Here is a 13,394-nt window from a genome sequence, read left to right as displayed (position 1 = left end):
CCATAAGTATGAAAAAAATAATTCTAACCAGCATCTTACTTTTGTTGTATGGAACACTTCTTCCGGCACAAGAAATCGAACAAAATGTAGAAGAACGGCTACAAGCTTTCTTTAAAGAATATACCACCAATACGATAAATATAGGTACTTGCAAGTTGGACAGTTTCCGTATCGACTTCCGAAAAAAGAGGTTGCTCATCTATACAAACGAACGCTTTGCCTACCAGCCCTTACGACCAGTAACAGTAGATGCCATTTATCGGCATTTGGGACAAATCTTGCCAGGACCGATAAGTTATTTCAAAATAACCCTTTTTGCAAACGGACGAAGCATTGAAGACCTCATTCCAAATCTTTACCGGAAAGGGAAGGAAGACAAAACACGTCTATTTAATAAGCTGGAATACAAAAGCAATCCGTGGGTAACCCGCATCTCACGTCCATACGAAATTACCCGTGGATTGGAAAGAAGACATATCGCCCTTTGGCAAAGTCATGGAAAATATTATATCAACGACAAAAATACATGGGGATGGCAACGTCCACGCCTGTTTTGTACAACAGAAGACCAGTTCACACAATCATTCATTTTACCCTACCTCATACCCATGCTGGAAAATGCCGGAGCCAATGTATTCACCCCCCGTGAACGGGATACACAAAAACAGGAAGTCATCGTCGACAATGACGGAAGCCTGAATGGATATGGCGGACAAGGCTCCCTCTATTTAGAAGTCAAAAGCCGGAAAGCACGTTGGCAACAGACAAACCAACCAGGATTTGCCCAACAGAAAAGAGTATATCAAGATAACGAAAATCCTTTCATTACCGGGACAGCCCGCTATGCCCAAACCGAAAAGAAAAAGGACAAGGCTTTTGTCGAATGGGTGCCTGACATTCCTGAAACGGGGGAATATGCCGTATATGTGTCTTATCAAACTCTGCCAAACAGTGTAAGCGATGCCAAATATCTCGTATTTCACAACGGAGGTGTCACTGAATTCAAAGTGAACCAACAAATCGGAGGAGGCACCTGGGTATATCTTGGAACATTTGCTTTTGATAAAGGCAAAAACGATTACGGCATGGTAGTACTAAGTAATGAAAGCAAAGAAAAAGGCGTTGTCTGTGCCGATGCCGTACGTTTTGGTGGAGGAATGGGAAATATCGCACGTGGTGGAGAAACCAGCGGACTACCCCGATATCTGGAAGGCTCCCGCTATTTTGCACAATGGGCAGGTATGCCCTACCCCGTTTATAGTGGACGTGAAGGGAAAGATGATATGTCCGATGATATAAACTCTCGTTCCAAAATGATTAATTATCTGTCGGGAGGTTCCATCTTCAACCCAGAAGAGCAAGGACTGGGAGTACCCTTCGAAATGGCAATGGCATTACACAGCGATGCCGGTACCAGCAAAGAAGACAAAATTGTCGGAACACTCGGCATCTATACTACCAAATTCAATAAAGGATTGCTTGCTGGTGGTACCAATCGGTATGCCTCGCGTGACCTTTCCGATATCATACTCACCCAACTCCAGCGGGATATCCGCTCCAACTATGCCATAGACTGGACACGCCGTAGCTTATGGGACCGTAATTATAGTGAAACCCGCCTTCCGGCAGTGCCTTCTACTATCATCGAACTGCTTTCACATCAGAACTTTGCCGATATGCGCCTCGGTCACGACCCCAACTTTAAGTTTACCGTAGGACGTTCCATTTATAAAGCTATTCTGCAATACCTTTGCAATCAGCATGGCAAGGATTATGTAGTGCAACCACTTCCCGTAAGCAACTTTTCCATCCGCTTCGGCGATAAAAAGAATACATTGGAACTCTCCTGGAAGGGTGAGGAGGATCAACTGGAACCTACAGCCAAACCACGTGAGTACATTGTTTATACCCGCATCGGACGCGGAGGATTTGATAATGGCGTACGTGTCAGCAGCCCTTCTTATACAGCCAAAATAGAACCGGGTATTGTCTACTCTTTTAAAGTAACCGCAGCCAATCGGGGGGGAGAAAGTTTTCCGTCCGAGATTCTTGCTGCTTATAAAGCCAAGAAGGAAAAAGGACGTATACTGATTGTCAACGGCTTCGACCGTATCAGTGGACCAGCAGTCATCGATACTCCTATTGAAGCCGGATTTGATTTAACAAAAGATCCGGGCGTACCTTATCTATATGACATTTCTCTTTGCGGCGCTCAAACCGAATTCTCCCGCAAGCAAACGGGAAAGGAGTTGGGACGCAGCAGCGACGAGTGGGAAGGATTAAAAATTGCCGGAAATACCTTCGACTACTCTTTCATACACGGAAAAGCAATACAGGCAGCCGGTAATTATAGCTTTGTATCATGCAGCGATGAAGCTGTAGAAAACGGGCGCGTCCCATTGGAGGTTTATAATATTGTGGATTACATTCTTGGACTAGAGAAAGAAGATCGTCAAAGTAACCCGGCTCGTAACACGTATTATAAAACCTTTTCTTCCCCCATGCAACGCGCATTGACATCATACTGTCAGTCCGGTGGTAATCTACTTATTAGCGGTTCCTACATCGGTAGCGATATGAATAACTCGCAAGGCGACCGGGAGTTTACACAGAATCTTTTGAAATACGCCTACGGACAATCTATCACCGACAGCTATTCAGGAAATATCAGTGGGTTGGGACGTACATTCAGTATCCCCCGCCTGCCCAACGAATATGCTTATCCCGTAACTGCCCCGGAATGTATTCTTCCTACAGGTGGTGCTTTCCCCGTACTCACATATAATTCCGGCAATCAAAGTGCTGCCATTGCTTATCAGGGCAATTACCGCACCTTCGTCATGGGATTTCCTTTTGAAAGTATCGAGAAGGAAACGGATCGTAATGCTATCATGGCCTCTATCCTGCAATTCCTCACCACAGATTCACGCAAATAAAAATAAAAAAAGGAAGAATAATCAATGAAAGTATGCATAATCTGTGGTGAAAAACTTATCTTTGCTCTCAGAGTATAAACCTTTAAAACATAAAAAAACTATGTACACTATACAAGCAAACCCCAGCGGTACCCGCAGTTTAGAAATATCCGAAGAGAATCTGGCTACTATTGAGAAATACGGCCTTTTCCGTCATCTTATTGACAGTAACGGCATTGTAGACGAGTCTGTTCTGGAAAAACTGAGACTGAATATCCGCTCCCTCATCGCATCACAAGAGGAGGACAGCAAAGATCTGCTCGACCTCTGCATCGACGTGATATACCACAACAACATGAAAGCCTTCGGATTACAACAGTTGATCAAGCTCTATCTAGAATGGCTTTCCAAGCAGGAACCCATAGAAGAGGAATCATGAAATGAAAACAATCGATACCTGTGGTCAAAAACTTTATAGTCCTCTCATCCCGGCAGTCAAAGCTATGTGCGAAACCGCGCCGGGTGAGAGGTTGGAAATTATTATGAATAACGCTGAGGCTTTCCAGGATTTGAAGGAATACCTCGCGGAACAAAGCATTGGTTTCCGAGAAATATACGACGGAGAACAGATGATCTTGCAGTTCAAGATGTAATAGTTAATCCGCAACTTTTTTCATAAAAGAAATTTCAATGCCCCTATACAAACACAGACGGGATACATTGCAGTGATATTTCCCGTCTTTTTATTCGACTATACTTCAAGCTAATACATCAGAAACATGAAAACACTCTATTTTTTCCTTCCACTCCTGATAATAATTGCAGCCACCCCATTAAGCGCACAAGATATTCCCGAATGGTATCTTGTCAAGATGGACAAATTAGGATTTATAGCTTCTTTTTATCAGACTCCTACAGCAACTACGCTGACTGAAGGAGAATCTACGTGTTATAGCTTTGAAAATATCATAAACGAAAAAGATCATCCTAATAAATTATATCAAATCACTGTGTGGGAATCCTCTAATCCGGCTGACAGCACTTATGCCGAATACAAAGAAGAAGAACTGACAACTCTTAAACTTCATAGTCAAGGATTGCGACTCATAGAAAAAAATATCATGCAAGGAAGAATGATTCCATTCAATTGCTATGTATTGCAAAGTAAGACCGGAGAATACACTCATTTTTACATAGGATCGGGTAAGAACAAAGTTTACACACTAGAAGTTATATGCAAAAAAGATGAAAAATATAATGCTGACTTGATACAATTCATACGCAGTTTCCAGATAACTCTTTATAATAATCAGATCAAAAGCATCAGTACCGACAGCCTAAGCTATACCATGAACTTTCCCTTCACCCCTAAGATTCAAAAAATAGACTCTCCGGAAGCTGGAATCAAATATCATGTAGTAGTTTCCGGTGAAGCCCCAAAGAAACCCGAAACAGGATATATGGGAGAACTGGAAGTAATCTCTCAGGTAAGTGTATCTCCGATAGAGGTATATGAAATATCTGAAATATGTTACAATACAGACCAACTGCCAGAAGAAATATCTTCCGAACAAAAAGAGTATTTCTGGAGAGAATTGATGCACATGATTATCAATGCCACTTCCCAAGGTAAACTACTCAAAAAAGAAGAAATGAAATTCGGAAATCCCGAAGGCATAGCTTTTACTTACACCGGAATAAATGGGATTAATTACCGTACATTTCTTTGCCGTGCATTTTATATCAAACGCAAATTATATATTCTTCAGGTTCTACTTCGATACAGGGACGAAGCTAATCACCCGGATGTTATCAATTTTTTGGATTCCTTCCGCACAAAGTAAATAGTAGGCCCTATCGCATAAGCAAAGGCACTTCAAACCCAAATGTAGACCCTTTGTTTACCTCAGATTCCAACCCTACCTTGCCTCCCAGGCTCCGAATGATAGTTTGCGAAAGCGTCAAGTCTAAACCTGTTCCCGGCACTTCATGATCCAACTTCTTAAAGCTGGTAAATACTTCTTGTTGCTCTTCTTCCGGTATTCCAATCCCGGTGTCGGACACATAAAAATGAACGGTATCCGTTTCCTTACATGTGGCAACCAAAGCGTATTTCACCTGATTTGGTAAACTTAATCGCATTATGAATCAGGTTTGCCATTACCTGAATGATGCGCTGATGTTCAGAATACATGATAATAGGTTGCAAGGAGGCTTCACAGATCAAATCAACTGAAGGGTTATTGAACAGTTTCACTTTAAACATGCCTTCCAGTTCTCTCAACAAGTCAATTATAGTCTTTTACACGGCGGAAAACAAGCGTTTCCTGCAGGAGAAACAAGCGTTCCCATTAAGGGAAACGCGAGTTTCCATGAGGGGAAACTGCCGTTCCCCGCAGCGGAAACGGATCTAAATATAGGAGGGGTGCGGCTGAAAAAAGGGCTACACCATTTGCCCAAAAGGGTGTAACCATGTACCCCAAAGGGTGTAGCTATATGCCTAAAAGGGTGTAGCCCTACCGGATAAAAGGTTATTTTACCCGAAATATGAGCGTAAGTTTCCTCTGAAAAAGGTTTTATCCGCTACTTTCCGGTATATTCCGTTCGTTTCCGAAAAGTCTATTTGATTGAAAACGCACCTTAAACGGATATTTTGAATCTTTTATAAGAGCATCACTACGCAATATCCTTTTTATTTTCCACATACGCTTTCTATTTGCATTTTCCTAATAAGGATTCCTTGCATTCTTTTTCATCAAGCACCGCACGATGGGGAAATCTCAATCCAGACATCATTATCTCATATCTCTGCACAAAACGATAACTGACAAATAAATTCTACTAATGGAAGTAAATATGGAGAACAAACAGCAGATTTTAAAGCTACGCTATGTTTGGTGGAAGATAAGTTATCTGATGTACCAACTTATTTTTCTAAGTAGATATTCATTATTAGTTTGTACTATAAATGGGCATTTAGCGGTGTGAATTGATACGCGGACTACGCGGAATAGACAGACGAACACGAATCCTAATTTTTCATCCGCAGATGACTTGTACAGCATAGCACTTAACTCCGCGTTAGTCTGCTTTATCCGCGTAATCCGCGTATCAATTCACGCCCCTAAATTATCATTTAATTATGATACAGTACTTAATATAATAACACATAAAATGTAAAAATTGCACATTTTCTGGTTGAACCTCATTTTATGCGTATCTTTGCAGCATGAAAGAATATCGACTGACTGATTGGTTGCCCACAACCAAAAAAGAAGTGGAATTGCGCGGATGGAACGAACTGGACGTTATTCTGTTCAGCGGAGATGCTTATGTGGACCATCCTTCTTTCGGGGCTGCCGTCGTGGGACGCATCCTCGAAGCGGAAGGCTTGCGCATAGCGATTGTGCCTCAACCCAATTGGCGAGACGATTTACGTGACTTTAAAAAGTTGGGACGTCCCCGCCTATTCTTCGGTATCAGTGCCGGCTGCATGGACTCTATGGTCAATAAATATACGGCAAACAAGCGTCTTCGTAGTGATGATGCCTATACACCGGATGCCCGCCCGGATATGCGACCGGAATATCCGTCCATCGTTTATACCCAAGTCCTGAAAAAACTCTATCCCGACATTCCGGTTGTTTTGGGAGGCATTGAGGCAAGTATGCGCCGATTGACGCATTATGATTACTGGCAGGACAAGCTGATGAAAAGTATTCTTGTAGAAAGCGGTGCGGATTTGCTGATTTACGGAATGGGAGAAAAACCGGTAGTAGAATTAGCAAAGAGGTTTATCACTAACCGCTTATCACTAACCTCCATTCCGCAAGTTGCTTACTTATGCAAAACAGTGGATTTCGTGGCAGAAGAAGGAGACATCCGTCTTTTTTCTCATGCTGAATGCCTGAAAGACAAAAAGAAACAGGCTGCCAACTTCCGCCATATTGAAGAAGAAAGTAACAAATATGCCGCCTCCCGCATCACACAGGAAGTAGATAACATGACGGTTGTCGTCAACCCGCCCTATCCTCCTCTGACTGAAGAAGAACTGGACCACTCTTTCGACCTTCCCTATACCCGACTACCTCATCCTAAATACAAGGGTAAGCGTATTCCGGCATACGATATGATTAAGTTTTCGGTAAATATCCATCGCGGGTGTTTCGGAGGGTGTGCATTCTGTACAATCTCGGCGCATCAGGGAAAGTTTATTGTAAGCCGCAGTAAAGAGAGTATCCTTAAGGAGGTGAAGGAAGTAATGGAACTACCCGATTTTAAAGGATACCTGAGTGACCTCGGTGGCCCGTCCGCCAATATGTACCGGATGAAGGGACGCGATGAAGCTGTCTGCAAGAAATGCAAACGCCCGTCGTGCATCCACCCCAAAGTATGTCCGAATCTGAATACCGACCATCGCCCGTTGCTGGATATTTATCATGCAGTCGATGCCCTGCCCGGCATCAAGAAGAGTTTTATCGGAAGCGGTGTAAGATATGATTTGTTATTGCATCAGAGTAAAGACTCTGCCACCAACAAAAGTACGCAGGAGTATACCCGCGAACTCATTGCCCGCCACGTCAGCGGTCGCCTCAAGGTTGCTCCGGAGCACACCAGTGACCGGGTGTTGAATGTCATGCGTAAACCTCCATTCAGTCAGTTCCAGGAGTTCAAGAAGGTATTCGACCGCATTAATCAAGAAGAAGGGTTGCGGCAACAGCTCATCCCTTACTTCATTTCCAGCCATCCCGGCTGCCGGGAAGAAGATATGGCCGAACTTGCCGTCATCACCAAACGTCTGGACTTCCATCTGGAACAGGTGCAGGACTTTACTCCTACGCCCATGACTATAGCTACTGAAGCGTGGTACACCGGTTATCATCCATATACGCTGGAACCTGTGTTCAGTGCCAAAACCCCTCGCGAAAAACTGGCACAACGCCAGTTCTTCTTCTGGTACAAGCCCGAAGAACGGAAAAACATCATCAATGAGTTGCGCCGCATAGGACGGCAGGACCTGATTGATAAACTATACGTAAAACGATAAATCCCCCCAAAAGCAATGATGAAGCGACTATTACCCATTCTGTTTACTGCATTTCTGAGTTATGCAGGCACATCTCTGCAAGCACAAGATTATCTGCCGCAAACCTTCAGCGTTGCAGTGGGTGGCGGACTAACGCTGCCGCATGTAGAAGGAAACTGCAACGACTTCTTCAGTAAGAATGGTGACCGCACGGGATATGATTTGATGTTGGAAGGGCGCTACTATTTCACTCCGAACTTTGCACTGGGAGTTCAGTATGATTACTTGCGAATAGCAGATTTACCTGACAAGATGCATCTTCACTACGCACGTCCCACAATCACTTTTCGCCATCTATGGAGTAACGGAAATCAAGGTGCATTCCTGTTGTTCGGCATCGGTTATATGAATTATCAGGAACGGACATACCAACAAGGAAATCGGTATGGGCATCTTTTTCAAAGAGGATATTGCGGGTTATCATTTGGTACGGGATACGAATTCCGTATTACCAGGAAAGTATCGGGAGTCTTTCGGCTCGATATGCTCACAGCAGACTGGTTTGCCAATCCTGATGCCCGATTATCAAACACGGACGGGTATGATGACGGAGTGGATCACAGTTGGTTTAAGAATAATATCACGTTCCTTAATATAGGGTTTGCGGTACAGTTCGGGCGATAAGACGCCTTCTTTCACTTCTCAATAATGATTGTTGATGTGATTAATTCAAGAAACAGACGACTAACATTACAGGAAACAAATATTTAACATCTCAACTATCAACGTTATGAAAGAAATAAAAGAATTCCTGGACAATGTTTTTGCCACAGCATCCAAGAAAGCCTCCACATGGCTGATTAGCAAGATAAATAAACAGTGATATGTTCCGGTTGTATCTGACATTTCGTCTGAGAAGCTGCCTCCGCATGCTGAAAGAGATAGGACTATTGCGTACCATGATCCTCATATTAATCACTGCATTGGGTATTATCACACTTATAAAAGCAGAGATTCGTTGGATATTGCCAATTATTGCCATATTACTTTTAGGAGTTTATCACAATAACCGTAAAGATAAAGTCTTCTTACGATCACAAATTAAAAGCCCCACCAGGTTTTATCAGAAAGAATATTTATCACTAAGCACCCCGTTCATTACAACCGAACTTATTAAGGGAGAATGGATAGCAGTAGGTGTGCTCTTCCTATATAGCTTATTTTTGCCATACTTGAAAGAAGTAAAAATAACAAGTACTCCTATCAGACTACCGTTTCTTTTTCGTGGAGGAATGGAATATATCCGTATGTTTAGACAAAGCTGGTGGATATATCTGTTATTGTTGTTCAGTTCGATAATGGGAGGCAGCTATGGCAATATCCGTATAGCTAAAGTCAACCTGATTATCTGGTGCTTTGTTCAGGCATCAGCTTACTTCACAATACCGGAACCATTACAACTACTTCACTTCAAAGATTACCGGACATTCAATCGTATGCTGAGCAAAACAAACAGTGGGAATATACTCGTAACAAGCCTGCCGTTTATTACAGCAATATTGGCATTTACACCGGACACAGAAAGCGTATACTATACCCTGTCAACCTGTATAGCTTGTTTCCTATATCTGCAAGGTCTCGGATTACTGCGTCAAGTGTGCAAATCAGAACTCAGTTTGTTTTTATTACATCTTCCGCTATTGCTCCCGATATTCCTCTTATCATGTTTCATTCCTTATCTACTCTTGCTGTTTTCAGCAGTAATAGGAATTATCTCGTACGTTATATCAGGTAAATTGAAACCCTTATGGAACTAATCAAGATCAATCGGCTAACAAAAAAATTCGGGAAAGTAGAAGTCCTGAAAGGTATATTCCTGACTTATCAGTCAGGCAATATTTACGGACTTGTAGGTGAGAATGGAGCAGGCAAAACAACTCTATTCAATTGTATCATGGGAATATATAAACACGAAGGAATAATCGAAAAAACGAGTTGCCTGCAAATAGGCTATCAGCCAGCCGATAGTTTCTTTTATTCATTGATTACCGGACTGGAGTATATTGAATTCTGCATGAGAGCCAAAGGAAAACAGATTAACGAGGAGAAGGTGGAACAACTGAATACTATATTTCAACTACCCCTAAATCGATATGCCTCAGAATATTCTACCGGAATGAAGAAGAAACTCTCCTTCATGGCCCTGCTCCTACAAGAGAATGATGTATATATTCTGGATGAACCTTTCAATGGAGTAGATCTGAGAGGCTGCATCCAACTAAAAAAACTGATTCGTTCACTAAAGGAAGCAGGTAAGACAATTATCATATCGTCTCACCAGATTGCTGCTCTGCATGAAATATGCGATTACATTCATTATCTGAACCGACATACCATTGCCAAACAATATACAGATGAATCTATTGAGGAAATAGAGAATGACATTCTAACCGAATCATTCTCCGGGTTCCATTAGGATCACCTCTTGACCACTCCCTTGATAACATGAAAAAAAACCTTCCCCCCTATGAAAAGAGACATAGGCAGGGAAGGGGATCAACTACTTAATCAATTTGTATAATTCGCTGCCAGCCAATAGGAAAGCACCGACACCATATACATCAGTAGCATCACGTCCTGCAGCCTTGGGAGCAGCCCCTACAGGTTGTATATATCCCAACTTACCATCTGTATGTACGGCTTTGACTAATGACTTCCAACCTTTTTCAAGCACAGGCTTATAAGTACGTTTTGCCAGGTATTCATTTCTGAGTCCCCACGCAATTCCATAGCACATAAAAGCAGAACAACTATTCTCAGGCATATCGTAAGAATCCGGATCCAGCAAGCTTGTGCGCCAGTCACCGCCCTCGCATTGGGTTTTGCGTACAGCCTCAGCCATTTTCACAAACAGTTGAATATAGTAGTTACGCGAGTCACAATCTATTGGGAGATTATCTATAATCAAAGGAAGTCCGGCAAACACCCAACCGTTACCACGTCCCCAAAATTGTTTGGCTCCGTTCTTCTCACGCATAGGAATTCGCTTATTGTCCCTATAAAAAAGTGAATATTCTTCATCATACAATGAATCTACACATTCTTTATATTCACTATTCATATAATTCAAATAAACATCATCCCCTGTCATTGTATACAGAGCCGCATATACCGGCGGTGCCATGAACAATGCATCCGCCCAAGACCAGCGTTCCAAAGTTCCCACTGCATCCGTTTTCAACAAAGGGGCTTTCGAAGGATGAGTTGCCACATAATATGCCCGCTCCATCACCGGCTGCAACATCCGTTTATCTCCCAGTTTGCGGTACATTTCAATAAATGCCTGTCCCACACAAATATCGTCTGCATGATAAACACGATCCCACATATTCCAATTGTATTTCTCACCAATTTCACGTACAAAGTCATAACATGTCTCATTGCCGGAGACCTTCCCCCATTCGGTCATCCCCCGGTATAATGCACCGTTTGTCCAATCCAAGGGATGATGTTTCACCTCTTTTTGATGATTGATCTGCCATTTGGCTACTGCATCGCAGACTTTCATAATATCAGTTTTCTTCATGTCAGCTGAAAACTGCTGAGCATATAAGCTACAACCTACTGAAAACAAAAACAGAACTAAAATTTTCTTCATGGTTTTAAATAATTTATTATTCAACTTCAAGCGCCGATACATTCTGATCGGCTCCCGGATATCCTAAATTCTGATTTATACGACCTCTGGAGTTAGAAGCAATCGCATTCTCCGGTACAGGCCATAATATATGATAAGGCTTAATGGTATAAATATTGATGCCATTATGATTGATCTTTTCACGGAAGAAGTTATTATATCTCATCATTCGGTCATAGTAATAATTCTTCTCTGAAATATCGCTAAGTGAATACCCATTCAATCCCTTTTCTGCCATGATAAAAGCCACACGAGTCAATTCCGTCTTCCGAGGCTCTTCAAAAAACAATTCTCTAGCACGCTCATCCAGTATATATTCAATAGTTACTTGCTGAGAGTTCGTTAGCTCTTTTGCATTAGCACGCATCCGGATTTTATTAATATCATTCATGGCTGCATCCATATTTCCTTTCCAATAATAAGCTTCTGCTCTCAGTAAATAGGTCTCGGCCAAACGGAATACATACCAATCTGTATATCCTCCCTGAGGAGTATCAGGCTTATTATCTTCAGGTACAAAAGTCTTGTAATGCATCATCGGACTCCAAGCATAGATAGTATCTACACAATACTTTTTTTGTAAAGGTTGACCATAATATTTAGATGCCGGATTATTATAGACCATATCCTCCATATTCAACCAATTCGGAGCTGTATGGCGATAATCTTCTTTGGAGTCCCAAATTTCATAGTTAAAATAATTAGTCGTCCTGATTCTACCGATTCCGCGTCCCACTTGTCCTATTTGGGGTTGCCCTGCCGCTTTATCCATTGTGCCACGTTTACCATCCGGATCATTGTTAGTATTTGCATTCCACCAGCAAGGTACAAGATCTCTCATCCGATAAGACCCGGTAGAGGTTCCCCCTTCCGTCAATCGTTTATCCTCAACCAAGAAGATGCCTTCCAGATTTTCAGAAGAATTGATATTCTCCCGATTAAAAAGATCACTTATTATATTATATTGAGCATCCGATATATTGACCCCGAATCTTTTTTCCATCAGTTTATGTTGACTATGATCTATGACAGCAGTAGTAGCAGCGACAGCTCCGTCAAAATCACAACATGCCAAACATATTTTAGCCAGCAGATGATTTCCTGCTGCCTTGGAAACAGCACCATGAGGAGCACTCTCCGGCAGATAGCGGGTGGCAAACATCATATCCTCTCGTAAACGTTTCAAAATACTACTACGTGTATGCGAATAGAAATCTAATTTAGGAGTTGTGACTTCTTTATCAATAAAGGGTACATCTCCAAACTGATTCACCAGTTTATAATACCAATAAGACCTATGAAAATACCCTTCAGCCAGAATTGTATTTTTATCATTTTCAGTTATCTCATCCGCAGCCTGTACACGAGATATTATTGTATTTGCTTTCTGAATAGCACTATAGCCTTTACTCCAGAAAGTACCAATCTGAGAATCTCCATAAGCACCCGGCTTTAGCTGAATTTCAAAGTTTTTTAAAGTTTGAGCAACGATATTGCCAGCTACAGCAACATCAGAAGTCATCAACTCTGTGCAGGCATAAGAATTATTGCCTATAAACTCCGGACGTATCATTGCACGACAAGACACCAAAGCGCCCTCTAATCCTTCTTTCGTCACATAGGTATTTTCAGGAGAATAGAATGACAAAGGTTCCGGCTTTAGCCAATCATTACAAGAAACCAAACATGCAGTACACAAAAATGCAGAGAATGCATAATGTACCTTCCTTAATATTATTTGTGTTTTCATATCTAT

10 protein-coding genes and 1 pseudogene are annotated in these 13,394 nt (G+C 42.0%); 8 read left to right on the top strand and 3 right to left on the bottom strand.

The annotated features are described in order from the left end of the window. Positions 1 to 8: 8 nt before the first annotated feature. From DW182_RS01450 to DW182_RS01435, 4 genes are all read left to right on the top strand, one after another. Complete coding sequence (locus DW182_RS01450) at positions 9 to 2,936, top strand: xanthan lyase (protein ID WP_118294402.1); 2,928 nt, start codon at positions 9 to 11, stop codon at positions 2,934 to 2,936. Between the two features lie 100 nt (positions 2,937 to 3,036). After that, positions 3,037 to 3,354 (top strand): hypothetical protein, encoded by a 318-nt coding sequence (locus tag DW182_RS01445; protein WP_007663951.1) that lies wholly within the window; start codon positions 3,037 to 3,039, stop codon positions 3,352 to 3,354. A 1-nt stretch (position 3,355) separates the two neighbouring features. Further along, entirely contained in the window at positions 3,356 to 3,568 is a 213-nt protein-coding gene (locus tag DW182_RS01440; protein WP_115501685.1) for a sulfurtransferase TusA family protein, read from the top strand. Positions 3,569 to 3,694: 126 nt separating this feature from the next. Then, positions 3,695 to 4,759, top strand: a complete 1,065-nt coding sequence (locus tag DW182_RS01435) for a hypothetical protein (RefSeq protein WP_021967999.1) — start codon at positions 3,695 to 3,697, stop codon at positions 4,757 to 4,759. A gap of 10 nt (positions 4,760 to 4,769) precedes the next feature. Here DW182_RS01435 and DW182_RS01430 read toward each other — a convergent pair. Then, a pseudogene (locus DW182_RS01430) lies at positions 4,770 to 5,205 on the bottom strand (sensor histidine kinase); the annotation flags it as partial. Positions 5,206 to 6,144: 939 nt separating this feature from the next. Here DW182_RS01430 and DW182_RS01425 point away from each other — a divergent pair. The 4 genes from DW182_RS01425 to DW182_RS01410 all read left to right on the top strand — a co-directional run bounded on the left by DW182_RS01425 (position 6,145) and on the right by DW182_RS01410 (position 10,417). Continuing rightward, on the top strand, positions 6,145 to 7,962 hold the full coding sequence (locus tag DW182_RS01425) for a YgiQ family radical SAM protein (protein WP_118294401.1): 1,818 nt from the start codon (positions 6,145 to 6,147) through the stop codon (positions 7,960 to 7,962). A gap of 15 nt (positions 7,963 to 7,977) precedes the next feature. After that, entirely contained in the window at positions 7,978 to 8,625 is a 648-nt protein-coding gene (locus DW182_RS01420; protein ID WP_118294400.1) for a hypothetical protein, read from the top strand. A gap of 200 nt (positions 8,626 to 8,825) precedes the next feature. Beyond that, entirely contained in the window at positions 8,826 to 9,758 is a 933-nt protein-coding gene (locus DW182_RS01415) for a hypothetical protein (RefSeq protein ID WP_118294399.1), read from the top strand. Beyond that, complete coding sequence (locus DW182_RS01410) at positions 9,749 to 10,417, top strand: ATP-binding cassette domain-containing protein (protein ID WP_118294398.1); 669 nt, start codon at positions 9,749 to 9,751, stop codon at positions 10,415 to 10,417. Before DW182_RS01415 ends, DW182_RS01410 begins: the two co-directional genes overlap by 10 nt. An 84-nt stretch (positions 10,418 to 10,501) precedes the next feature. Here DW182_RS01410 and DW182_RS01405 read toward each other — a convergent pair whose 3' ends face one another. Then, complete coding sequence (locus DW182_RS01405; protein WP_118294533.1) at positions 10,502 to 11,599, bottom strand: glycoside hydrolase family 105 protein; 1,098 nt, start codon at positions 11,597 to 11,599, stop codon at positions 10,502 to 10,504. A gap of 16 nt (positions 11,600 to 11,615) precedes the next feature. After that, a complete protein-coding gene (locus tag DW182_RS01400) occupies positions 11,616 to 13,388 on the bottom strand; it encodes a RagB/SusD family nutrient uptake outer membrane protein (protein WP_118294534.1) in 1,773 nt (590 codons plus the stop codon). Between the last annotated feature and the right edge of the window lie 6 nt (positions 13,389 to 13,394).

It is taken from the genome of Bacteroides sp. AM16-24 (assembly GCF_003471885.1).
Classification (GTDB): domain Bacteria; phylum Bacteroidota; class Bacteroidia; order Bacteroidales; family Bacteroidaceae; genus Bacteroides.
This window is presented reverse-complemented; position numbering and strand designations above follow the sequence as displayed.